Raw genomic sequence first — 25,048 nt, forward strand, 5'->3', positions numbered from 1 at the left:
GTCCGGCTGTCACGTCCGGGCCGGGATAATCGCCGCCCATGGATTTCCTTCCCTTCCTCATCGACTTCGTCCTGCACGTCGACCAGCACCTGGCCAACTTCGTCGCGAGTTACGGCGCCTGGGTGTATGCGCTGCTCTTCCTGATCATCTTCGTCGAGACCGGCGTGGTCGTCATGCCCTTTCTGCCCGGGGACTCCCTGCTCTTTGTCGTCGGCGCCATGTGTGGCGTCGGGCTGATGGACCTGGGCCTGTCCATGGCGCTGCTGACGGCAGCGGCCATCCTCGGTAACCAGAGCAACTACAGCATCGGCCGGCATTTCGGCCCGCGCGTCTTCCAGTGGGAGGACTCGCGCTTCTTCAACAAGGCCGCCTTCGAGAAGGCCCATGCCTTCTACGAGAAGTACGGCGGCATCACCCTCGTCGCGGCCCGCTTCATGCCCTTTTTGCGCACCTTCGCGCCCTTCGTGGCCGGCGTGGCGCAGATGACGCGGCGCAAGTTCACGCTGTATGACGTGGGCGGCGGCGTGCTGTGGGTCTGCGGCGTCACGCTGATCGGCTATGTCTTCGGCAATGTGCCCTGGGTCAAGACCAACCTGGACAAGATCATCTGGGCCATGATCCTCATCCCCGGCCTGGTCATCATCGCCGGCGGCCTCAAAGCCAGGTTCAAGCGCCAGCCGGGCTGAGGCGGCCGGCTGACTTTCGGCGCCGTGCTCGAGGCGCAATAGAGTCGCGGGTTTCGTCCAATCGGAGATCCCGATGACCCTGTCCCGTATTGCCCTGGCCCTGGCCTGCGCCTGGATGACCTCCGGCGCGGCCTTGGCGGCTGAACCGACGCTGATGCTGCGCCAGCCCGCCGTGTCCAAGGACCACCTGGCCTTCGTCTACGCCGGCGATCTCTGGCTGGCCGACCGCAATGGCGGCAATGCCCGCCGCCTGACCAGCCATGCCGCTGCCGAGTTCGCGCCGCGCTTCTCACCGGATGGCAGGAGCATCGCTTTCTCGGCCAGCTATGACGGCAATACCGACGTCTACGTCATCGGCCTGGACGGCGGCGCACCCAGGCGCCTGACCTGGCATCCGACGGCTGATGTTGTCAGCGGCTGGAGCCCCGACGGCAAGCGCGTGCTGTTCGCCTCGCCGCGCGAGGTGTTGAACAACCGCAGCAACCAGCTCTACGAGGTCAGCGTGGAAGGCGGCTACGAGAAGCAGGTCATGAAGGCCGTGGCCTTCGAGGGCGCCTGGTCGGCCGACGGCAGGCAGCTCGCCTACCGCCCCTACAACGCCGCCTATGCCGGCGTGAGCGGCTGGCGCCAGAGCCGCGGCGGCTCGACGCCGCCGGTGTGGATCATGGATGTGGCCAGCCAGAAATGGCAGCAGATTCCCCACGTCAATGCGACCGACTCGGCGCCGGTCTGGGCCGGCGGCGAAGTCGTCTTCATCTCCGACCGGGCCGACGGCGCAGCCAATCTCTTTGCCTTCAACCCCGCGACGCAATCGTTGCGCCAGCTGACGAAGGAGACGCAGTGGGACGTGCGCAGCGTGGACGCCGTCGGCACGACCCTGGTCTATGAATCGGGTGGCCGCATCAAGCAGATCGAGCTGTCGGGCGGCGAGCCGCGCGTGCTCGACATTCAGCTGACCAGCATCGCGCCCCAGGCGCGGCCACAGTGGAAGGATGCGGGCAAGACGCTCACCCATGCCCAGCTGTCCAGCACCGGCAAACGCGTTGTCGTCAGCGCCCGTGGCGAGGTGTTCACGGTGCCGGTCAAGGATGGCAGCGTGCGCAACCTGACCGAGACCGCCGGCGTGCGCGAGAAGGACGCGCTGTGGAGCACCGACGGCCAGCGCATCGCCTACCTCTCGGACGCGCCCGGCATGCGCCATGAGGTGGTGCTGTCGGCGCAGAACGGCCTGGGGGCCAAGGAGCGTTTCCTGCTGCCCAAGGAGGGTTACTTCACGTTGGCCGACTGGACGCCCGACGGCAACCAGCTCGTGCTGGCGGACAACCACCTCAACCTCTACCGCATGAGCCTGGCGGCGGGACCGCAGCGCGGCCAGCTCGTCAAGGTCGCGACCGATGTGCGCCGCGGTGCCACCGACATCTCCATTTCTCCGGACAGCCGCTGGCTGGCCTTCACGAGTTCGGGTGACAACTATTTCGGCCGCGTCTGGCTGCACGACATGGCGACCGGCCGCAACCATGCGGTGACCGATGGCCTTGCCCATGCGGCCAACCCGGCCTTCTCGGCCAAGGGAGACTACCTCTACTTCACGGCCTCCATCAACTCCGGTCCGACGGCCGTCGGCCTGGATCTTTCCACCCAGGAACGCCCGCGCCGCGTCGGCCTCTATGCGCTGGTGCTGGCCGCGGACGGCAAGTCGCCGCTGGCGCCCAAGGCCGGCGATGAGGATGGCAAGAAGGACGACAAGAAAGACGACGCCAAGGACGAGACCAAGGACGAGGCCAAGAAGGAAGACAAGAAGGCTGATGCCAAGAAGGAAGACAAGAAGGCTGATGCCAAGAAGGACGAGAAGTCCAAGCCGGAACCTGTCAAGCCGGTCAAGCCCATCAAGATCGACCTCGATGGCCTGGCCGACCGCCTCGTGGCCCTGCCGGTGGCCGAGCGCAACTACGACAGCCTGTCCGTCGCGTCCGACGGCGCACTCCTGTATCTGCAGCACCCACAGCCCGGCGCCAGCACCGAGCCGCCGCAGGCCGAGCGCCGTGCGACGGCCGAGTTGTGGCGTTTCGATTTCGAGGAGCGCAAGCCCAAGCTGTTGCGCACCAGCATCGCCGACTTCTCGCTCAGCGAGGACCGCAAGAAGCTGCTGCTGACGGTGGCCGGCGGCAAGCTCGAGGTGGGTGACGCCAATGACAAGGGCGACAGCAAGCCGGTGGACACCTCCGGCCTGCGCGCCCGCGTCGACCCCAAGGCCGAATGGAAGCAGATCTTCGACGAGGCCTGGTGGATGGAGCGCGCCTTCTTCTACGACCCCGCGCTGCACGGACTGAACTGGCAGGCCGTCTACGACCGCTACCTGCCCCAGCTCGGCCATGTGCAGCGCCGCGAGGACCTGAACGACCTGCTGGTGCAGATGATTGCCGAGCTGCAGGTGGGCCACAACCGCACCGGCGGTGGCGATGTGCACCATGAGGCCAATGTGGCCGTCGGCCTGCTCGGCGCGGACTTTGCCGTGGAGCAGGGCCGCTATCGCATCGCCAAGCTTTATGCCGGCGACCGCCTGAACCCCAACCTGAGCTCGCCGCTGAGCGTGCCGGGCCTGGGCGTGAAGGAGGGCGACTACATCCTGGCCATCGGTGGGCATGAGCTGGATGACAAGACCAACATCTATGCGCTGCTGGAGAACACCGTTGGCAAGCAGGTGGTGCTGAGCATCGCCCACGACGGCACCGGCAAGGGCCGCCGCGACATCACGGTCGAGCCCATCGCCAACGAGAGCCTGCTGCGCCGCTGGGCCTGGATCGACGGCAACCGCAGGAAGGTCGAGCAAAAGAGCGGTGGCAAGATCGCCTACGTCTACATGCCCGACACCGCGGGCCAGGGCTTCGAGCATTTCAACCGCATGTTCTTTGCACAGGTCGACAAGCAGGCGCTGATCGTCGACGACCGCCGCAATGGCGGTGGGCAAGCGGCAAACTACGTGACCGAGCTGTTGGCCCGGCCTTACCTGGGCAGCTGGAAGGACCGTGACGGTCTGGTCTTCGACACACCGGGCGGCGCCATCTACGGCCCCAAGGCCATGCTGATCGACCAGGATGCCGGCTCGGGCGGCGACTTCATGCCCTATGCCTTCAAGCGCGTGGGCCTGGGGCCGCTGATCGGCAAGCGCACCTGGGGCGGGCTGATCGGCATCTCGGTGAACCCGCCGCTGATCGATGGTGGTTTCCTGACCGTGCCTTTCTTCCGCTTCTACACCCCCGAAGGCGAATGGCGCATCGAGAACGAGGGCGTGGCGCCGGACATCGACGTCGAACTCGACCCGGCCGCCGTCAACCGCGGTGATGACACGCAGCTGGACGCGGCGATCGCCGATGTGCTGAAGCGGCTGGAGGCCTGGAAGCCGATCCAGCGCAAATCGGCGCCCGCCGCGGCGACCTTGGGGCGCTGATGAAGCCATGGGCGGCCCTGTCCCTGCGGGGCCGCCTGTTCCTGCTGGCCCTGCTGCCGCTGCTGGCGTCGCTGGCGCTGATTGCGTTGGCCGTGCGCCAGCAGGAAAGCGAGTTGGCCGCACGCGAGCATGCGCTGGTGCGCGCCAGCTACATGGACGCGCGGCGCACCGAACTCAAGCATTACGTCGACCTGGCGGTCAGCACCATCCAGCCGCTGCTCGGCCAGCCGGGCGGGCCCGAGAGGGCGCTGGCCATCCTGTCGTCGCTGGACTACGGCCGCGACGGCTATTTCTTCGTCTATTCCCTCGACGGCCGCGTGCTGATGCATTCACGCCAGCCTGAGCTGATCGGGCAGAACCTGTGGGAGCTGCGTGACCCCCAGGGTCGGCCCACCATCCAGCAGTTGATTGCCCAGGCCCAGGCTGGCGGCGGCTATGTCGAGTACCTGTGGCGCAAACCTTCGAGCAGCCTGCTGGCGCCCAAGCTGGGCTATGTCGTCGCCGTGCCGCAGTGGCAGTGGATGCTGGGCACGGGCCTGTACCTGGACGGCATCGAGGCGACGATGGCCGAGCTGGAGCGTGGCGCGCGCCAGAACATCACGGCCACCATGCTGTGGGTGGGCGCCGTTGCCGTCTTCGGCGTCGCGCTGATCAGCGCCGGCGCGCTGGCCCTGAACCTGAGCGAGCACCGCAGCGCCGAGGCCAAGCTGCGCGCCCTCGCTCGCCAGGTCGTGCAGAGCCAGGAGGACGAGCGGGCACGGCTGGCACTCGAGCTGCATGACGGCGTCAGCCAGGCCCTGGTGGCCACCAAGCTGCTGATCGAGTCGGCCCAGCACGAACCCGAGGGCGCTGCGAGGCTGCAGGAGCTGGCCTTGAAGCGCCTGAACAGCACGCTGGCCGAGGTGCGCCACCTGTCCCACGCGTTGCGGCCGGCATTGCTGGACACCCTCGGCCTGCCTGCGGCGCTGCAGCATCTGGCGGGCGAGTTCGACGCGGCCGGTGGCACGCATTTCTCAGTAGTGGTCGAGGGCGAGGAAGTCGGCCTGCCCGAGGCCGTGAATACGGCGCTGTTCCGCATTGCCCAGGAGGCGCTGAACAACGCGGCCCGGCATGCCCATGCGACGACGGTAAGCGTGCTGCTGCGTTTCGAGCGAGACGGTGGCCTGGCGCTGGAAATCAACGACGACGGCCAGGGTTTCGACGCCGAAGCCGCGCAGGCCGCGGCCGACCAGGGCCTCGGCCTGCGCAGCATGCGCGAGCGGGCGGCCGCCCTCGGTGCCCGCCTGAGCCTTTTCGCTTCCCCCGGCATGGGCAGTCGCCTCACGGTCAAACTAGCGGCTTCCGACCTGGCTCGCGCTGCCGCATGACCCCGACACCCATCCGCATCCTGCTCGTTGACGACCACCCGATGGTGCGTGAGGGCCTGGTTGCGCGCCTGGCCGCCGTGCCGCGCTTCGAGATCGTCGGTGAGGCCGGCGGGCGCGCTGAGGCCCTGGAGCAGTTAGTGCGCACGGCGCCCGACGTCGTGCTGATGGATGTCGGCTTGAAGGACGGCAACGGCATCACGCTGGGTGCTGAGATGCTGGCCGTCCGGCCGTCCATCAAGTTGCTGATGTTCAGCATGTATGACAACCCCGAATACGTGCAACGCGCGCTGACCGCTGGTGCGCGGGGTTATGTGCTCAAGGATGCGCCGGCGACCGAGATCGTGTCGGCGATTGACGCGGTGGCCGCGGGCGGTACCTTCCTGAGCGCTGCAGTCTCAGGCCGGCTCTTCCGTGGCCAGGCCCCCAAGCCGGTGCTGACGCCACGCGAAAGCGAGATCCTCAGCCTGCTGGGGCAGGGCGCTTCAAGCAAACAGATTGCACGTGACCTGGACCTGTCGGTGCGCACCGTCGAAGCCCACCGTCAAAGCATCAAGCGCAAGCTGGAGCTGGACGGGCAGGCGGAGCTGATCCGATATGCGGTCGAGCATGCACGAGAAGCCGGATTGAAATGACTCGCGTGTTCACGCAAGAGCGGCCGGGAAAAGGGACTTGATCCCCCTAGATTGCCATGCTAGAAGCGGGCATTTTTCGTTCACCGCGCAACGGTTTGAAATGACTCGCGCGCCGGGCGAAACTCACTCCTAATTTCTGAATCGGGCGGGACCATGAGTGTCGACATCGCGCAGCAACCTGGCAGGAAGCGCGCCAATCCCAAGGCAGCGGCACAGGCTGTGGCGACCAGTGTATTGAACGGCGATGCCGGGTTGAGCGCCCCACGCTCGCGCCAGATACTGGCGGCGTTGTCTGCACTGCGCGACGGTGACTTCACGATCCGCCTGCCCAACAGCTGGGACGGCGTCGACGGCCAGATCGCTGCCGCTTTCAACCAGATCACCGCCCAGGAGGCGCGCATTGCCTCCGAGGTGTCGCGGCTCTCCGCCACGGTCGGCAAGGAAGGCCGGCTCAAGCACCGCATGTCGATGCCGGGTTCCCTGGGCGGCTGGGCCACCAAGGTGGAGTCGATCAACACGCTGATGGACGACCTGGTGCGGCCGACCGCCGAGATCGCGCGCACCATCGGCGCCGTGGCCAAGGGCGACCTGAGCCAGTCGATGGAGCTGGAAGTGGACGGCCGCGAGCTCAAGGGCGAGTTCCTGCGCTCCGCGCGCCTGGTCAACACCATGATCGACCAGCTGTCGGTGTTCACGAGTGAAGTGACTCGCGTGGCTCGCGAGGTGGGTACCGAGGGCAAGCTCGGCGGCCAGGCCCAGGTGAAGGGCGTGTCGGGCGTCTGGAAGGACCTGACCGACTCGGTCAACCAGATGGCAGGCAACCTGACCGCGCAGGTGCGCAACATCGCCGAGGTGACGATCGCGGTGGCCAATGGCGACCTGTCCAAGAAGATCACCGTGGACGTGCGCGGCGAGATCCTGCAGCTCAAGGAAGCCACCAACACCATGGTGGATCAGCTGCGCTCGTTTGCGTCCGAAGTGACCCGCGTGGCGCGCGAGGTGGGCACCGACGGGCGCCTGGGCGGCCAGGCCGTGGTGCCCGGCGTGGCAGGCACCTGGAAGGACTTGACGGACTCGGTCAACGCGATGGCGACCAACCTGACGGCCCAGGTGCGCAATATCGCCAACGTGACGACGGCCGTGGCGCGCGGCGACCTGAGCCGCAAGATCACGGTGGACGTGAAGGGCGAGATCCTGGAGCTGAAGGAAACCATCAACACGATGGTCGACCAGCTCAACGGCTTCTCCTCCGAAGTGACCCGCGTGGCCCGCGAGGTGGGCACCGAGGGCAAGCTCGGCGGCCAGGCCGCGGTGCCCGGCGTGGCCGGCACCTGGAAGGACCTGACCGACAACGTCAACTCGATGGCGTCCAACCTGACCAACCAGGTGCGCAACATCGCCGACGTGGCCACCGCCGTGGCGAGCGGCGACTTGTCCAAGAAGATCACCGTGGAGGTCAAGGGCGAAATCCTGGCCTTGAAGAACACCATGAACACGATGGTCGACCAGCTCAACGGCTTTGCCGGCGAGGTCAGCCGCGTGGCGCGCGAGGTGGGCACGGACGGCAAGCTCGGCGGCCAGGCCCAGGTGCCCGGCGTGGCCGGCACCTGGAAGGACCTGACCGACAACGTCAACTTCATGGCCTCCAACCTGACCGGCCAGGTGCGCAACATCGCCGAGGTGACGACGGCCGTGGCCAACGGCGACCTGTCCAAGAAGATCACCGTGGACGTGCGCGGCGAAATCCTGGAGCTGAAGAACACCATCAACACCATGGTCGACCAGCTTGGCGGCTTTGCCTCCGAAGTGACACGGGTGGCGCGCGAGGTGGGCACCGACGGCAAGCTCGGCGGCCAGGCGCAAGGCCGCGGTGTGGCCGGCATCTGGAAGGACCTGACCGACTCCGTCAACGCGATGGCGACCAACCTGACCGCCCAGGTGCGCAACATCGCCGACGTGACCACGGCGGTGGCCAACGGCGACCTGTCCAAGAAGATCACCGTGGACGTGCGCGGCGAGATCCTGGAGCTGAAGAACACGATCAACACGATGGTGGACCAGCTCAACGGTTTCGCCGGCGAGGTCAGCCGCGTGGCGCGCGAGGTGGGCACCGACGGCAAGCTCGGCGGCCAGGCCCAGGTGCCAGGTGTTGCGGGCACGTGGAAGGACCTGACCGACAACGTCAACTCGATGGCGTCTAACCTGACCGGCCAGGTGCGCAACATCGCCGACGTGGCCACGGCCGTGGCCAATGGCGACCTGTCCAAGAAGATCACCGTGGACGTGAAGGGCGAGATCCTGGAGCTGAAGAACACGCTCAACACGATGGTGGACCAGCTCAACGGTTTCGCCTCCGAAGTGAGCCGTGTTGCGCGCGAGGTGGGCACGGACGGCAAGCTCGGCGGCCAGGCCCAGGTGCCGGGCGTGGCGGGCACGTGGAAGGACCTGACCGACAACGTCAACTTCATGGCGTCGAACCTGACCGGTCAGGTGCGCAACATCGCCGACGTGGCCACCGCCGTGGCCAGCGGCGACCTGTCCAAGAAGATCACCGTGGAGGTCAAGGGCGAGATCCTGGCCCTGAAGAACACGCTCAACACCATGGTCGACCAGCTCAACGGCTTCGCCTCCGAGGTCAGCCGCGTGGCGCGCGAGGTGGGCACGGACGGCAAGCTCGGCGGCCAGGCCCAGGTGCCCGGCGTGGCCGGCACCTGGAAGGACCTGACGGACAACGTCAACTTCATGGCGTCCAACCTGACCGGTCAGGTGCGCAACATCGCCGAGGTGACCACGGCCGTGGCCAACGGTGACCTGTCCAAGAAGATCACGGTCGACGTGCGCGGCGAAATCCTGGAGCTCAAGGACACCATCAACACCATGGTCGACCAGCTCAACGCCTTCGCCGGTGAAGTGACGCGGGTGGCGCGCGAGGTGGGCACCGAAGGCAAGCTCGGGGGCCAGGCGCAGGTGCCGGGCGTGGCCGGCACCTGGAAGGACCTGACCGACAACGTCAACTCGATGGCGTCCAACCTCACCGGCCAGGTGCGCAACATCGCCGACGTGACGATCGCGGTGGCCAACGGCGACCTGTCCAAGAAGATCACCGTCGACGTGCGCGGCGAGATCCTTCAGCTGAAGGAAACCATCAACACGATGGTCGACCAGCTGCGAGCCTTCGCGTCCGAAGTGACGCGGGTGGCGCGCGAGGTCGGCACCGAGGGCAAGCTGGGTGGCCAGGCGGCGGTGCCAGGCGTGGCGGGCGTGTGGAAGGACCTGACCGACAACGTCAACTCGATGGCCTCCAACCTGACGGGCCAGGTGCGCAACATCGCCGACGTGGCCACGGCAATTGCGCGCGGCGACCTCAGCCGCAAGATCACGGTGGACGTGCAGGGCGAAATCCTGCAGCTGAAGGAAACCATGAACACCATGGTCGAGCAGCTCGGCGCCTTCGCCTCCGAAGTGAGCCGCGTGGCGCGCGAGGTGGGCACGGAAGGCAAGCTCGGTGGCCAGGCCCAGGTGCCCGGCGTGGCCGGTACCTGGAAGGACCTGACGGACAACGTGAACTCGATGGCTTCCAACCTGACCGGTCAGGTGCGCAACATCGCCGACGTGACCATTGCCGTGGCCAACGGCGACCTGTCCAAGAAGATCACTGTGGACGTGCGCGGCGAGATCCTGCAGCTCAAGGAAACCATCAACACCATGGTAGAGCAGCTGCGCTCCTTCGCGTCCGAGGTCACGCGGGTGGCCCGCGAGGTCGGCACCGAAGGGCGCCTGGGCGTGCAGGCCGTGGTGCCCGGCGTGGCCGGCACCTGGAAGGACCTGACCGACTCGGTCAACACCATGGGCGCCAACCTGACGGCCCAGGTGCGCAACATCGCCGAGGTGACGACAGCCGTGGCCCGCGGCGACCTGAACCGCAAGATCACGGTGGACGTCAGCGGCGAGATCCTGGAGCTGAAGAACACCATCAACACCATGGTCGACCAGCTCAACGCCTTTGCCGGCGAGGTCACGCGCGTGGCCCGCGAGGTGGGCACCGAGGGCAAGCTCGGCGGCCAGGCCAAGGTGGCCGGCGTGGGCGGCACCTGGAAGGACCTGACCGACAACGTCAACTTCATGGCCTCCAACCTGACCGAGCAGGTGCGTGGCATCGTCAAGGTCGTGACGGCCGTGGCCAACGGCAACCTGACCCAGCGCCTGACGGTGCAGGCCAAGGGCGAGGTGGCGGCGCTGGCCGACACCATCAACAACATGACCGACACGCTGGCCACCTTCGCCGAGCAGGTGACCAACGTGGCGCGCGAGGTGGGCGTGGACGGGCGCCTGGGTGGCCAGGCCCACGTGCCCGGCGCGTCGGGCACATGGAAGGACTTGACCGGCAACGTCAACCTGCTGGCCGCCAACCTGACGACGCAGGTGCGCGCCATCGCCGAGGTGGCCACGGCCGTAACCAAGGGCGACCTGACGCGCGCCATCCAGGTGGAGGCCAAGGGCGAGGTGTCCGAACTCAAGGACAACATCAACACGATGATCTCCAACCTGCGCGAGACGACCGAGCGCAACCGCGAGCAGGACTGGCTCAAGACCAACCTGGCCAAGTTCACCGGCATGTTGCAGGGCCAACGCGAGCTGCAGACCGTCAGCCAGATGCTGCTGACCGAGCTGGCGCCGCTGGTGCAGGCGCACCAGGGCACCATCTATCACGTCGCCGCCGCCGAAGGCGACAACCGGCCGCAGTTGCGCCTGCTGGCCAGCTACGCGCAGTCGGGTGCCGTGCGGCTGGCGCCGACCATCGAGATGGGCGAAGGCCTGGTCGGGCAATGCGCGCTGGAAAAGCGCAGCACGCTGCTGGCCGACATTGCCTCCGACTTCGTCGCCATCTCGTCCAGCCTGGGCCATGCGCAGCGCGTCAGCGTCGTCGTGCTGCCGGTGCTGTTCGAGGGGCAAACCAAGGCCGTCATCGAACTGGCCACGCTGCAGCCCTTCACGAGCGGCTCGCTGGCCTTCCTGGAACTGCTGACGCAGAGCATCGGCGCCGTGTTCAACACCATCGAGGCGACGATGCGCACCGAGTCGCTGCTGGCCCAGTCGCAGCAGCTGACGGTGGAGCTGCAGTCGCGCCAGAGCGAACTGCAGGAGACCAACGAGCAGCTCGGCACCAAGGCCCGGCTGCTGGCCGAGCAGAACGAGGAAGTGGAGCGCAAGAATGCTGAGGTCGAGCAGGCCCGCCACGCGCTGGAGGACAAGGCCGCCGAACTGGCGCTGACGTCCAAATACAAGTCGGAGTTCCTGGCCAACATGTCGCACGAGCTGCGCACGCCGCTGAACTCCATCCTGATCTTGAGCCAGCAGCTGGCCAGCAACAACGACGGCAACCTCTCTACCAAGCAGGTCGAGTTCTCGCGCAACATCAACTCGTCGGGCTCCGACCTGCTGCACCTGATCAACGACATCCTGGACCTGTCCAAGATCGAGTCGGGCACCGTCACGGTGGAGATCGAGGACATCTCGTTCGTGTCGCTGCGCGACAGCATCGACCGCAACTTCCGCCATGTGGCCGAAGCCAAGAGCCTGCCGCTGCGCCTGACGTTCGCCGACGACCTGCCGCGCAGCATGGAAAGCGATGCCAAACGCCTGCAGCAGATCCTGAAGAACCTGCTGTCCAACGCAGTGAAGTTCACGGCGCACGGCCATGTGGAACTTCGCGTCAGCCTGGCCACTGAGGGCTGGAGTACGGAGCATCCGGTGCTGAGCAAGGCCCAGCATGTGCTGGCCTTTGCCGTCGAGGACACCGGCATTGGCGTGGCGCCCGAGAAGCAGCGCCTGATCTTCGAGGCCTTCCAGCAGGCCGATGCCGGCACTTCGCGCAAATACGGCGGCACCGGCCTGGGCCTGGCCATCAGTCGTGAGCTGGCAGCCCTGCTGGGCGGCGAAATCCGCCTGAGCAGCGTGCACGGCCATGGCAGCACGTTCACGCTCTTCCTGCCCCTGCATTTCGCCGGCGCGGACAGCGCCAGCATGTCGGCCCTGCCCACGCACAGCCGCCCGACCACCCCGGCGCGCAACAACCTGCCGCTGGTGCGCGAAACCCAGGTGCCTGACGACCGCGAGAACATCGAGGAGGGCGACTCGGTCCTGCTCATCATCGAGGACGACCCCCACTTCGCCCGCATCGTGCTGGGCCTGGCGCGGGACCGCGGCTTCAAAGGGCTGGTGGCGCTCAAGGGCAGCTTGGGCCTGGAGCTGGCGCGGCGCTTCAAGCCGACCGCCGTGTCGCTGGATATCTTCCTGCCCGACATGCTGGGCTGGACGGTGCTCAACCAGCTCAAGCTCGACCCGCTGACCCGCCACATCCCGGTGCAGATCTTCAGCGTCGCCGAGGAGGACCGCAACCACGGCCTGGCCCACGGCGCCTTCTCCTATGTGGTGAAGTCATCCACCAGCGAGGAGATGGAGGCGGCACTGGACCGCATCCGCGACTTCACGGTGCCGCGCACCAAGCGGCTGCTCGTCATCGAGGACAACGACATCGAGCGCCAGGCCATCATCGAGCTGCTCGGCCACGACGACATCGAGCTGCAGGCCGTCGGCACCGGCGCGGCGGCGTTGCAGATGCTGCGTGAGCAGACCTTCGACTGCATCGTGCTGGATCTTCGCCTGCCCGACGTCAGCGGTTTCGGCCTGCTGGAGCAGCTGCATGCCGACCCTTCCCTGGCGGCCGTGCCGGTCGTCGTCTTCACCGGCAAGGATCTGTCCAGCGCCGAGCAGAAGCAGCTGCGCGCCCTGGCCAAGAGCGTGGTGCTCAAGGATGTGCAGAGCCCTGAACGCCTGCTCGACGAGACGGCCCTCTTCCTGCACCGCGTCGTCACCGAGCTGCCGCCGGGCAAGCAGGAGATCCTGCACAAGCTGCATGGCGCCGCCGAGATGCTGCATGGCCGACGCGTGCTGGTGGTGGACGACGACGCCCGCAACATCTTTGCGCTGACGACATTGCTGGAGAATCAGGAGATGCAGGTGCTGACCGCCACCAGCGGCCGTGCCGCCGTCGAGATCATCCAGCACACACCCGATCTCGACCTGGTGCTGATGGACATCATGATGCCGGACATGGATGGCTACGAAACCATGCGCGAGATCCGCTCACATGCCGAGTTCCGCAACCTGCCCATCCTGGCCCTGACCGCCAAGGCCATGAAGGGTGACCGCGAGAAATGCCTGGAGGCCGGCGCCAGCGACTACATCTCCAAACCCGTCAACACGGCCCAGCTGCTGTCGCTGATGCGCGTGTGGCTGTACCGGTGATGACGATGCCGACAACGACAGACGACGTCGTGGAGCCGGTGGCGGGCGCTGAAGAGCTCACTAACATCCTGATCGTTGACGACGAACCGGCCAACCTGCTTGTGCTGGAGAGCGTGCTGGCGGACCCGGGCTACCGCATCGTGCGGGCGCTGTCGGCCGACCAGGCCCTGCTCGCGCTGATGGGCCAGGAGTTCGCCGTCATGGTGCTGGACATCCAGCTGCCCGACATGAATGGCATCGAGCTGGCGCAGATGATCAAGGAGCGCAAGCGCAATGCCCACCTGCCCATCATCTTCCTGACCGCCTATTTCGATCAGGACCAGTACCGCCTGCAGGGCTATGGCTCAGGCGCCGTCGACTATCTGCACAAGCCCGTGAACCCGGCGGTGCTGCGTTCCAAGGTGGCAGTCTTTGCCGAGCTGGACCGCAAGACCCGCCAGCTGCAGCGCGCCAACCTGGCCCTGCAGGCCGAGGTGGAGGAGAAGCGCCTCGCCGAGGAGCGTTTGCGCGAGCTCAACGAGACGCTGGAGCGCCGCGTCACCGAGCGTACCGAGGCCTTCCACGTGGCCGACCGCCGGCTGCGGGCCATGATGAGCAGCATCACCGATGGCCTGCTTCTCATCGAGCATGACGGGCGCATCGGTTACGTCAACGAGCAGGGCGCTCGCCTGCTCGGCCGTGGGGCCGCCGAACTCACGGGGCGACGCAGCGGCGAAGTCTTCGGCGCCGGCGAGTTCGAGGCCGGCTTCGACAAGGCCCGGGCCAAGGGTAGCCAGGCCGTGTCCTTCGAGGCCATGGCGCCGGGTGCCCCGGAGCGCTGGCTGGAATGCCATTGCTATCCCTCTCACGACGGCCTGTCCGTCTACTTCCACGACATCACCGACCGCCGCGAGCTGCAGCTGCGCCGCGATCAGCTGCTGGCCGCGGAGCAGGCCGCGCGCGGGGCCGCCGACCAGGCCGCTCGCGCCAAGGAGGAGTTCGTCGCCGCCATCAGCCACGAGCTGCGCACGCCGTTGGCGGCCATCCTCGGCTGGGTCAATGTGCTCACCCACCCCGGCGTGCAGCCCGGCATGCTGCAGCGGGGCATCCAGGCCATCGCGCGCAATGCCCAGGCCCAGGCCGTCCTGGTCGACGACCTGCTGGAGATGAGCCGCATCGTCGCTGGCAAGCAGTTGATGAACGTCGAGCGGGTGGATCTGAACGGCATCGTTGCAGGGGCAGCCGACACGGCCCGCCCGACGGCGCAGTCGCGCCAGATCGAGATCCTGCTGCAACTGGCGCCCGAGGCTGCCGAGGTCTTCGGCGACGCTCGCCGGCTCACGCAGGTCGTCATGAACCTCGTCACCAACGCGATGAAGTTCACGCCCGCGGGCGGCAGCGTCACGCTGTCGACGAAAGTCAACGGCCCCATCGCCGAAGTGGCCGTCAGTGATACCGGCCAGGGAATTGACCCTGAATTCCTGCCGCAGCTCTTCGACCGCTTCACCCAGGCCGATGGCACCGCCTCCAGCGTGCATGGCGGCCTGGGGCTGGGCTTGTCCATCGTCAAGAACCTCGTCGAGCTGCATGGCGGCGAGGTGGCGGCCCACAGTGCGGGCCGCGGCCAGGGCTCGGTGTTCAGCCTGCGCCTGCCGCGCGCCGGCCTGTCAAACGTGTCGGGGATTGAAACCGAGGCGGGCGGTGTCGAGCCCTTGATCTCGGGCGTGCGGGTGCTGCTCGTTGACGACCACCCCGACGTGCTCGAGGCCCATGCCCGCCTGCTGTCCGAGCGCGGTGCCGATGTCGTCACGGCCGAGTCGGCCGAGGCCGCCATCGCCTTGCTGCAGCAGCAGCGCTTTGACGTGATGTTGAGCGATCTGGGCATGCCCGGCATGGGTGGTTATGACCTGATCCGGCATGTGCGCAAGGCGATGGGGCTGAGCCCCGACGTGCTGCCCGCGGCGGCCGTCACGGCCTATGTGCGCGCGACCGATCGTCAGGCCGCGCTCGAGGCGGGCTTCCAGCGCTGCCTGCCCAAGGCGGTGTCGCCGCATCTGCTGGCCCGCGCCGTGGCTGAGCTGCACCGTACCGCCCCTGAGGCCACGCCGGAGCCAGCCATGCAGGTGCTGTTCGTGGAGGACAACGCCGACCTGCGTGAACAGATCGCCTACCTGCTCGAGGAGGCGGGCCTGCAGCCGCAAAGCTGCGCCACGGCAGAAGAGGCTCTTGCAATCTATGCGCCTGGCAAGTTCGACCTCGTGGTGACCGACGTCAGCCTGCCCGGCATGTCAGGCATCGACTTGGCCCGAGCCATCCTGCGCCTCTCGCCGCAGGAATGGCTGGTGTTCTCGTCGGGCTATGAGATGGGCTCGGACCTGTCGGACTTCGGCCCCCATGTGCGGGCGCTGCTCAAGCCCTTCGACCTGCCCGATCTGCAGGTGCTGCTGACCGAGATCCGCGGCGAGATGGCAGGGCGCTGATCGGGCCGGGGCGCATTCAGTGACCGCGTCGGGGACCGTAGTCGTCGCGGTCATGGCTCCAACGGTCGTTGCGCTCGTGGCGGCCGTGGTTCCAGCGGTCGTCGCGACCTTCCCAGCGACGCTCGCGGTACGACGGCGCATAAACCACCCGCGGCGGCGGCGCGTAATAGACGTCACGCTCGACATAGCGGGGAGCCGGCGCATAGCGCACGACGGGTGCGGGCTCGTAGTAGACCGGTGCCGGCTCGTAGTAGACCGGAGCGGGTGCAGGTGCGTAGTAACCGCCGTTCGACACGACGACACCCGCGGCCGGCAGGTTGACGCCGATGGACCAGTGTGTGCCTGCCTGGGCGGAAGCGGCGCCCAGCAGGGCGGCGGTGGCGGCAAAAGCGGCGATGAGGGAACGAAGCATGGCGGGACTCCTACAGGGCCGAACAAGATGCTGGCCGTGCTCGAACAACGCTACGCCCCGCCCGTCGTTGACGCCGTCCTGCGCCGTTGCGTAAGAGGGTGTTTCGGGGTTGACCCTTAGGTATTGCCGCGCGCCTGGCCCGCGTGGCTTGACCGATGCCGCGCAGCGCCCGTTTGCCGAGACTTCCATCACGGTCGCGCCCCGTGTCGAGGTGTGCACCGCAACGGAGACAAACCTCATGAATCTGCGCCGCCACCTTGCGTGGGCGGGCGTTGCGATCCTGGGTGCCGCATCCCTCGCCACCGTGGCCCTGAGCCGCGGCGAGACGATCAGCGCACTGTGGGTCGTGGCTGCCGCCCTGTGCACCTACCTCATCGCCTACCGCTACTACAGCCTGTTCATCGCCAACAAGGTGCTGGAACTGGACCCCAAGCGCCAGACGCCGGCCTGGAAGTACAACGACGGGCTCGACTACGTGCCCACCAACAAGCACGTGCTCTACGGCCACCACTTTGCGGCGATTGCCGGTGCCGGCCCGCTGGTCGGCCCGGTGCTGGCGGCGCAGATGGGTTATCTGCCAGGCCTGCTGTGGATCCTGGCCGGCGTCGTCTTTGCCGGCGCGGTGCAGGATTTCATCGTTCTTTTCATTTCCACGCGCCGCGATGGCCGGTCCCTTGGCGACCTCGTCAAGCAGGAGATGGGCACGGTGCCCGGGCTGATCGCGCTGTTTGGCGCCTTCATGATCATGATCATCATCCTGGCGGTGCTGGCGCTGATCGTTGTCAAGGCCCTGGCCGATTCGCCCTGGGGCCTGTTCACGGTGGCGGCGACGATTCCCGTGGCGCTGTTCATGGGCGTCTACCTGCGCTTCATCCGGCCGGGCCGTATCGGCGAGGTGTCGGTCATCGGCTTCGTGCTGCTGATGGGTGCCATCTTCGGCGGCCAGGCCGTCAGCGAGAGTCCGACGCTCGCGCCCATCTTCACGCTGCAACCGACGACGCTGGTCGGCCTGCTGATTGGCTACGGCTTCGTCGCCGCCTGCATCCCGGTCTGGCTGCTGCTGGCGCCGCGCGACTACCTCAGCACCTTCCTGAAGATTGGCACCATCATCGCGCTGGCCATCGGCATCGTCATCGTCGCGCCGCCGCTGAAGATGCCGGCGCTGACGCAGTTCGCCGGTGGCAACGGCCCAGTCTGGGCGGGCAGCCTCTTTCCCTTCCTGTTCATCACCATCGCCTGCGGCGCCGTGTCGGGTTTCCATGCACTGATCTCCTCGGGCACGTCACCGAAGCTGCTGGAGAACGAAACCCATGCCCGCTACATCGGTTATGGCGGCATGCTGGCAGAGAGCTTCGTTGCCGTGATGGCGCTGGTAGCTGCCTCCTGCATCGAGCCGGGCGTCTATTTCGCGATGAACAGCCCGGCCGCGGTCGTCGGCAAGGACGCGGCCACGGTCGCGCAGACGTTGTCCACCTGGGGCTTCGTCGTCACGCCCGAGATGCTGACCCAGGCCGCGGCCGACGTCGGCGAGAAAACCATCCTGGCCCGTGCTGGCGGCGCGCCAACGCTGGCCGTGGGCATGGCCGAGATCCTGCACCAGGTGGTGGGCGGCAAGGCGCTGATGGCCTTCTGGTACCACTTCGCCATCCTGTTCGAGGCGCTCTTCATCCTGACCGCCGTTGACGCGGGAACGCGCGCCGGCCGCTTCATGCTGCAGGACCTGCTGGGCAGCTTTGTGCCGTCGCTCAAGCGCACCGAGAGCTGGGTGGCCAATTTCGTCGCGACCGGACTGTGCGTGGCGGCCTGGGGCTACTTCCTCTACCAGGGTGTCGTCGATCCGCTGGGCGGTATCAACACGCTGTGGCCGCTGTTCGGCATCGCCAATCAGATGCTGGCCGCAGTGGCGCTGCTGCTGGGCACGGTCGTCATCTTCAAGATGAAGAAGGACCGCTACGCCTGGGTCACGGCCGTGCCGGCGGCCTGGCTGCTGGTGTGCACGATGACGGCCGGCTGGCTGAAGATCTTCGCGGCCGACCCCAAGCTCGGTTTCCTGGCCCATGCCGACAAATACGCCGCGGCGATTGCCGAGGGCAAGGTGTTGGCGCCGGCCAAGACACTGGATGCGATGTCGCGGGTGGTGTTCAACGACAGGCTGGATGCGGCGCTGTGTGCGCTTTTCATGGGCGTGGTCATCAGCGTGCTGATCTACAGCGTCAAGGCCGTGCTGGCTGCACGCCGCGCTGCCAAGGTCACGGCGCAGGAAACCGCCTTTGTGCTGCTGCCGGCGGGACAACGTGCTTGAGCTGCGCGAACTGGCCCAGGCCGGGCGGTATCTGACGCAGAGCCTGCGCCTGATGGTGGGCGTGCCGGATTACGGCAGCTACCTGGCCCACCACCAGGCGACGCACCCGGAGAGGGCGGCGATGAGCTATGAGGAGTTCTTCAGGGAGAGGCAGGCGGCGAGGTACTCGGCGCGGGTTGGTAAATGCTGCTGATTGGTTAGGTTGCTTTTGCCGTTGTCCTTATGACTCGCGTGCAGTGCCGCGGGAATCCGCCCCGCGAGGGCGGGTAACTTTTCTCTGACGCGCCAGAGAAAAGTCACCAAAAGAGGAGCGCCAATGCAATCCGCACTCGAGCGGGATCAGGCGCTCGCAAGCTCGAAGCAGCGCCGGGCCTACAAGCGAACCGCTGCGCTCTCGCACACGACTTGTGAAGAGCGCCAGCGATCGGACCATCATGCCAGTTGACGCCGGCTGCACGCCGGGCTCATCAGGAAATACCGAACAGCCGCGTCGCCCGAGCGACGCTGCATTGGGCTGTTTTGATGAGCCCGGCGTGCAGCCGCGCGTCGAACGGGGTGCTCGTGCGATGCGTCGGGCTCGTCACAAGTCGTGTGCGAGAGCGCAGCGGCTCGCTTTTTGTCGCAATGCCGGTGGCTGTTTTCGCGCGCCGCTGATGGCGGCGTCGCGCTCGTGTGCGGTTCAGGGCCTCTTCTTTGGTGACTTTCTTCTGGCCCCGCAGAAGAAAGTTACCCGGCCGCCGGGACGGACTCCCGGCAATGCAGCGAACAAAACCGCTCTGCGAAAAAGCAACCCACCCTACAACGTCGTGCTCCGCTTCCTCGCCATCGGCGGATTCTTCGCAAAGTACCTGGCGATGCCTGACGCCAGCGCATCCACCAGTTCGTCCTGATAGTCCGCGTCGCGCAGCTTCTTCTCTTCCTCCGGGTTGGAGATGAAGGCCGTCTCCACCAGGATGCTGGGAATGTCTGGCGCCTTCAGCACCGCGAAGCCTGCCTGCTCGACCTTGGCCTTGTGCAGCCGGCCGACCTTGCCGATCTGCCCCAGCACCTCGCTGCCGAGCTTCAAGCTGTCCTTGATCTGCGCCGTGGTGCTCATGTCGAGCAGGGCGCGCAGCACATTGGCGTCCTTGGTGGCCGCGCCGACATTGACGCCGCCAACCATGTCGGCCGCGTTCTCGCGGTTGGCCATCCAGCGCGCGGCGGCACTCGTCGCCGCGCCGTCGCTGAGCACGAAGACCGAGGCGCCCCGCGCCTGTGGCGTGAAGAACGCGTCGGCATGGATGGAGACGAAGAGATCGGCCTGCACGCGGCGCGCCTTGTGCACGCGGTCCTGCAGCGGCACGAAAAAGTCGGCGTCGCGTGTCATCAGCACGCGGATGTTGGGGTTGGTCTGGAGCCGCTTGCGCAGCTTGAGGCCTACTGCCAGGACGACATCCTTCTCGCGCAGCCCGGAGGGGCCGACGGCGCCGGGGTCTTCGCCGCCGTGGCCGGGGTCCAGCGCAATGATGATGAGGCGGTCGATCTTGGGTTCGACGGCAGGGCCGGGAGCCGGCGCAGGCGCGGGTTTGGAGGCGGCCGGCGCGGGCGGCTGCACCGGGGCCGAGGCCGCCGGCGCGGGCGGGCGCTCGATCTTCTGGATCAGGTCGCCGAGAGCATCGTTGACGGCACTGGCAGCAGCCTCGGCGCGCTGGGCTGGGGAGGGCGGGGCTGCCGCCGGTGCCTTGGTGCGCTCGTTGGCGATGGCCACCAGCGGGTCGGCCTCGAACTTGGGGTGGAGATCGAAGACCAGGCGGTTCTTGTAAGCGGCCACCGGCGCCAGCGTGAAGATCTGCGGCGCCACGGGCTGGCGCAGGTCCAGCACGATGCGCACGACGGTGGGCGTGTTCTGGCCGACGCGCACGCCGGTGATGTAGGGGTCGTCGGCCTTGACCTTGCCAATCAGCTCGCGCAGCCCCGGGCTCAGTTCCAGGCCGTCGATGTCGATGACGAGGCGGTGGGGCGAGTCGACCAGGAAATGCTTGACCGTCAGCGGCTTGTCGGACTCGATGGTGACGCGGGTGTACTCCTGCGCCGGCCAGACGCGCACGGCGACGATGCTGGCCTGGCTGCTCGCAGCCAGCGTGTCGGGAGCCTTCAGCAGCAGGGCGAGCATGCCGAGGGAATGACGACGCTTCATTTCACGGCCTCGACGAGGTTTTGCGTGCCCACCACGCGCACGCGGCGGCTGTCGTCGGGCATCAGTTCGAGGAAGAGCTGCAGGTCGGCCGGCGGCAACTGGCCGGCGGCCTTCTCGGGCCATTCACAGAGCTTGAGCCCCGGCGCGGCGAAGACGTCGCGAAAGCCGGCGTCCTCCCACTCGCGTGGGTCGCCAAAGCGGTAGAAGTCGAAGTGGCTCGCGCTGCCGCCCCCCGGAAGCTCGTACACCTCCATCACGGCATAGCTCGGACTCTTGATGCGGCCTTGCACGCCCAGGGCGCGCAGCAGCAGCCGCACGAAGGTCGTCTTGCCCGCACCGAGCGGCCCGTGTAGTTCAATCGTGGCGTCGGGAGAGGGGAGCAGTACCGCCGCAAGACGTTCGGCGGTGACCTGGGCCGCGGCCTCGTCGGGCCACAGCAGATCGGTTTCTAAAATCGGTGCCAAATGCAAGAGGTCCCGTCCACTGTCGATGCCAGCGCGCTGCTGTTCCGTTTGCGCGGCTGGGCGCATGAGTTGGGATTCTCACAGATCGCCGTGGCCGACGTGGACCTCAGCAGCGCCGAGCCGGGCCTGCAGGCCTGGCTGGACGCCGGCCACCATGGCCGCATGCAGTACATGGCCACGCATGGCATGAAGCGCGCACGGCCTGCCGAGCTGGTGCCCGGCACGCTGCGCGTCATCACGGCGCGCATGGACTACCTGCCCCAGGCCACCGAGCCGGGCTGGCAGGCCGTCGAATGGGCTGGCTTGGCGAAGCCGGAGCAGGCGCAGATCTCGATCTATGCCCGCGGCCGGGACTATCACAAGGTGCTGCGCCAGCGGCTGCAAAAGCTTGCAGAGAGACTGGAGGCCGAAGTCGGGCCGTTGGGCTACCGCGTCTTCACCGACTCTGCGCCGGTGCTGGAGGTCGAATTGGCCGCGCGCTCGGGCCTGGGCTGGCGTGGCAAGCACACCTTGACACTGCACCGCGAGGCCGGCTCGATGTTCTTCCTGGGCGAGCTCTTCATCGATCTGGCCTTGCCCTTGACCGAAGCTGTCAGCGCGCATTGCGGCGAATGCCGGGCATGCATCGACGTCTGCCCGACCGCGGCGATCACCGCGCCCTACCGCGTCGACGCTCGGCGTTGCATCTCTTACCTGACCATCGAACACGATGGGCCGATACCCGTCGAGCTGCGGCCCTTGCTGGGCAATCGCGTCTATGGCTGCGATGACTGCCAACTGGCCTGCCCATGGAACAAGTTCGCGCAGCCCGCTGTGCTGGCCGACTTCGACGTGCGCCCAGGCATGGCGGGCGAGCCGATTGCCACGCTGCTTGGATGGGACGAAAGCGAATTCCTGCGCCGCACGGAAGGCTCGGCCATCCGCCGCATCGGTTTCGCCCGCTGGCGGCGCAATCTGGCGGTGGCGGCGGGCAATGCCTTGCGGGTCCGCGACGATCCGGCCCTGCGTGCCGCTTTGCAGCAAGCCGGGCACGGAGCCGACGAGGTGGTGGCCGAGCACATCGCCTGGGCCTTGTCCTCGTCCGCGTCGGCTGCCGCGTTATCGTCCGGCCCGCTGACCGTTGGAGCCCGTGAATGACCTTGTCCATCCGCCGCCGTGTGGCCGTTCTCGCCCTGGCCGCAACCGCATCCGCGCCCGCCCTGGCCGTCCGTTATGAAAATCAGGACTTCCCCGACACGCTGCAGCTCGGCGGCAGCACCCTCGTGCTGAACGGTACCGGGAAGCGCCAGGTGGCCATCTACCCGCTCTATCTCGCGGCCCTCTACCTGCCGCAAAAGGCGGCGGCGCCCGACGCGATCTACGCCGAGTCCGGCCCCAAGCGGCTGGAGATGCGCATCGTCATTCCCCTCGTCAAGGACGTGTCGACCCAGGAATTCGTCAAGGCCATCACCAAGGGCGTGAACCGCAACTCCACCGAGGCCGAGAAGGCGGCGGTGGCCGAGCGCCTGAAGCAGTTCAACACCGCCATCGCCGAGGTGGGCCGCGTGAAGAAGGGTGACCTGCTGCACATCGACTATCTGCCGGCCCAGGGTGGCACCATCCTGTCGGTCAATGGCAAGGTCTGGGGCAAGCCCATTGAGGGCCAGGACTTCTACACGGCCTTCCTGAAGGTTTTCCTGGGCGACAGCAACAGCGATGCCCGGTTGCGCGCGGGCCTGCTGGGCCAGCCGTCCTGAACTAGCATCGCCCCATCAAACCAAGGAGACCGACCCCATGCAACGCCGTTCCGTCCTCCAAGCCGCCACGCTCGCCAGCCTCGGCCCCTTCGGGCATCTGGCCTGGGCGCAGGGCTACCCCGCGAAACCCATCCGCCTGATCGTGCCGTTCGCACCGGGCGGCACGACGGACATCATTGCCCGCATCGTCGCCGAGCGCATGTCCAGCGTCCTGGGCCAGACCATGGTGGTCGACAACAAGGCCGGCGGCGGCGGCACAGTCGGAGCGATGGAAATCGTGCGCTCCGCGCCCGACGGCTACACGCTGGGCATGGCCACGGTGTCGACGACGGCGGCCAACCCGGCGATCAACCCCAAGATCGCCTACAACCCGCTGACCGACTTCACGCCCATCATCAACGTCGCGGCGACGCCCAACATCATTGCCGTGCACCCCAGCTTCCCGGCGCGTGACTACAAGGGCTTCGTCGCCGAACTCAAGAAGAACCCGGCCAAGCACAGCTACGCCACTTCGGGCACCGGTGGCATCGGCCACTTGCAGATGGAGCTCTACAAGACGCTGGCCGGCGTCTTCGTGCTGCACATCCCCTACCGCGGCGCCGGCCCGGCGCTGAACGACACGGTGGCCGGCCAGGTGCCAATGATCTTCGACAACCTGCCCTCGGCCTTGCCTTTCATCAAGGACGGCCGCCTCATTCCCATCGTCGTGGCAGCACCGCAGCGCCTGGCGGCGCTGCCGAATGTGCCGACCTTCAAGGAAGTCGGCCTGGAAGCCGTCAACCGCCTGGCCTACTACGGCATCCACGGTCCCAAGGGCCTGCCGCGCGACATCGTGGACAAGGTGCACGACGGGGTCAAGAAGGCGCTCGAGATTCCCGACGTCAAGAAGCGCATCGAGGACACCGGCTCGCTGATCGTGGCCAACACGCCCGAGCAGTTCGCCGCCCAGATCGCGGCGGAGTTCGAGGTCTACAAGAAAGTTGTGGCTGCTCAAAAGTTGAAGCTTGACTGACTTGAAGCCCCTCGCCCAACCTCGCATCGCTGCACGCGAGCGAGTCTGGTCGGTCCCCCGAGGGGACGGCGATGCTTGCGGCTTCGAACCGCAAGCACATCGCCAACGCGGGCCGGCTTGGGAACGGCCCGGCGCTCGGCCCGAATGCCAGATGCGCCGTGGCCGCTGACCCTGGCATTGAGAACTTCATCGAGGCGCTCTGGCTGGAAGACGGCCTGAGTGCCAACACGCAGGCGGCCTACCGGCGCGACTTGAGTGCGCTGGCGGCCTGGCTGGCGCCCGCCTCGCTGGACGCCTGCAGCGAGCTGAAGCTGTTCGAGTACGCGGCCGCCAAGCCGGCTGGCAAGGCGACCAGCTCGAATCGCCGCCTGTCGGTCTTCAAGCGCTATTTCCGCTGGGCGTTGCGCGAGGGGCGTATCCAGGCCGACCCGACGCTCAAGCTGACGACGGCCAAGCAGCCGCTGCGCGTGCCCAAGCTGCTCAGCGAGGCCCAGGTCAGCGCGCTGCTGGATGCGCCGGACGTCGATACGCCGCTGGGCCTGCGCGACCGTGCGATGCTGGAGCTGATGTATGCCAGCGGCCTGCGCGTGAGCGAACTCGTCACGCTCAAGAGCGCGCATGTCGCCTTCAAGGATGCGGTGCTGCATGTCACGGGCAAGGGCAGCAAGGCCCGCCTCGTGCCCTTTGGCGAACACGCAAGGGACTGGATGACGCGCTATCTGCGCGAGGCCCGCGCCGAGATCCTGGCCGGCCAGAGCAGCGACGACCTCTTCGTGACCGCCCGAGGCGCCGGCATGACGCGGCAGATGTTCTGGACCCTGATCAAGCGACACGCGCTGGCGGCCGGCATCACCGTGCCGCTGTCGCCGCACACGCTGCGCCACGCCTTCGCCACGCATCTGCTCAATCATGGTGCGGATCTGCGTGCCGTGCAGCTGCTTCTGGGGCATGCCGACCTGTCGACGACGCAGATCTACACCCATGTGGCGCGGGAGCGCCTCAAAGCCTTGCACGCCGAGCACCATCCGCGGGGCTGAGCGCGGCGG

15 protein-coding genes are annotated in these 25,048 nt (G+C 67.1%); 12 read left to right on the forward strand and 3 right to left on the reverse strand.

Features of this window, described 5'->3' with window-relative positions; all coding sequences use genetic code 11:
- Positions 1 to 38: 38 nt before the first annotated feature.
- The 6 genes from ASC95_RS18600 to ASC95_RS30805 all read left to right on the forward strand — a co-directional run bounded on the left by ASC95_RS18600 (position 39) and on the right by ASC95_RS30805 (position 15,900).
- Positions 39 to 686: a DedA family protein gene (locus ASC95_RS18600; protein ID WP_056201588.1), complete on the forward strand. Its 648-nt coding sequence runs from the start codon at positions 39 to 41 to the stop codon at positions 684 to 686.
- A 73-nt stretch (positions 687 to 759) separates the two neighbouring features.
- Positions 760 to 4,134 (forward strand): S41 family peptidase, encoded by a 3,375-nt coding sequence (locus tag ASC95_RS18605; RefSeq protein WP_057299208.1) that lies wholly within the window; start codon positions 760 to 762, stop codon positions 4,132 to 4,134.
- Entirely contained in the window at positions 4,134 to 5,501 is a 1,368-nt protein-coding gene (locus tag ASC95_RS18610; protein ID WP_235537970.1) for a cache domain-containing protein, read from the forward strand. Before ASC95_RS18605 ends, ASC95_RS18610 begins: the two co-directional genes overlap by 1 nt.
- Positions 5,498 to 6,133, forward strand: a complete 636-nt coding sequence (locus ASC95_RS18615; RefSeq protein ID WP_057299209.1) for a response regulator transcription factor — start codon at positions 5,498 to 5,500, stop codon at positions 6,131 to 6,133. The genes ASC95_RS18610 and ASC95_RS18615 overlap by 4 nt, the downstream gene beginning before the upstream one ends.
- Positions 6,134 to 6,286: 153 nt before the next feature.
- Positions 6,287 to 13,441 carry a HAMP domain-containing protein gene (locus ASC95_RS18620; RefSeq protein ID WP_200960166.1) on the forward strand — a complete coding sequence of 2,385 codons (7,155 nt, stop codon included), beginning with the start codon at positions 6,287 to 6,289 and terminating at the stop codon, positions 13,439 to 13,441.
- Positions 13,442 to 13,446: 5 nt separating this feature from the next.
- Positions 13,447 to 15,900, forward strand: coding sequence for a response regulator (locus ASC95_RS30805; RefSeq protein ID WP_162250806.1), 2,454 nt, complete (start codon positions 13,447 to 13,449; stop codon positions 15,898 to 15,900).
- Positions 15,901 to 15,916: 16 nt separating this feature from the next.
- Here ASC95_RS30805 and ASC95_RS18630 read toward each other — a convergent pair whose 3' ends face one another.
- Positions 15,917 to 16,312 (reverse strand): hypothetical protein, encoded by a 396-nt coding sequence (locus ASC95_RS18630; protein ID WP_057299211.1) that lies wholly within the window; start codon positions 16,310 to 16,312, stop codon positions 15,917 to 15,919.
- Positions 16,313 to 16,550: 238 nt separating this feature from the next.
- Here ASC95_RS18630 and ASC95_RS18635 point away from each other — a divergent pair, with 238 nt between their 5' ends.
- Positions 16,551 to 18,614, forward strand: a complete 2,064-nt coding sequence (locus ASC95_RS18635; protein ID WP_057299495.1) for a carbon starvation CstA family protein — start codon at positions 16,551 to 16,553, stop codon at positions 18,612 to 18,614.
- Positions 18,607 to 18,807 (forward strand): YbdD/YjiX family protein, encoded by a 201-nt coding sequence (locus ASC95_RS18640; RefSeq protein ID WP_057299212.1) that lies wholly within the window; start codon positions 18,607 to 18,609, stop codon positions 18,805 to 18,807. The genes ASC95_RS18635 and ASC95_RS18640 overlap by 8 nt, the downstream gene beginning before the upstream one ends.
- A gap of 603 nt (positions 18,808 to 19,410) precedes the next feature.
- Here ASC95_RS18640 and ASC95_RS18645 read toward each other — a convergent pair.
- A complete protein-coding gene (locus tag ASC95_RS18645; protein WP_057299213.1) occupies positions 19,411 to 20,790 on the reverse strand; it encodes an N-acetylmuramoyl-L-alanine amidase in 1,380 nt (459 codons plus the stop codon).
- Positions 20,787 to 21,254 (reverse strand): tRNA (adenosine(37)-N6)-threonylcarbamoyltransferase complex ATPase subunit type 1 TsaE, encoded by a 468-nt coding sequence (gene tsaE, locus ASC95_RS18650; protein ID WP_235537971.1) that lies wholly within the window; start codon positions 21,252 to 21,254, stop codon positions 20,787 to 20,789. Before tsaE ends, ASC95_RS18645 begins: the two co-directional genes overlap by 4 nt.
- Between tsaE and queG the strand changes: the two genes are divergently transcribed.
- The 4 genes from queG to xerD all read left to right on the forward strand — a co-directional run bounded on the left by queG (position 21,255) and on the right by xerD (position 25,039).
- Positions 21,255 to 22,391, forward strand: coding sequence for a tRNA epoxyqueuosine(34) reductase QueG (gene queG / locus ASC95_RS18655; protein WP_200960167.1), 1,137 nt, complete (start codon positions 21,255 to 21,257; stop codon positions 22,389 to 22,391). It begins immediately after the preceding gene.
- The gene (locus tag ASC95_RS18660) at positions 22,388 to 22,990 is read left to right on the forward strand and encodes a chalcone isomerase family protein (RefSeq protein ID WP_082567915.1); all 603 of its coding nucleotides are present in this window, start codon (positions 22,388 to 22,390) and stop codon (positions 22,988 to 22,990) included. The genes queG and ASC95_RS18660 overlap by 4 nt, the downstream gene beginning before the upstream one ends.
- Before the next feature lie 37 nt (positions 22,991 to 23,027).
- Positions 23,028 to 24,002, forward strand: coding sequence for a tripartite tricarboxylate transporter substrate binding protein BugE (locus ASC95_RS18665; RefSeq protein ID WP_057299215.1), 975 nt, complete (start codon positions 23,028 to 23,030; stop codon positions 24,000 to 24,002).
- A 71-nt stretch (positions 24,003 to 24,073) separates the two neighbouring features.
- Positions 24,074 to 25,039, forward strand: coding sequence for a site-specific tyrosine recombinase XerD (gene xerD, locus ASC95_RS18670; protein ID WP_082567916.1), 966 nt, complete (start codon positions 24,074 to 24,076; stop codon positions 25,037 to 25,039).
- The last annotated feature ends 9 nt before the right edge of the window (positions 25,040 to 25,048 follow it).

Origin of the sequence: Pelomonas sp. Root1217 (assembly GCF_001425705.1) — a bacterium.
Classification (GTDB): Bacteria; Pseudomonadota; Gammaproteobacteria; order Burkholderiales; family Burkholderiaceae_C; genus Pelomonas.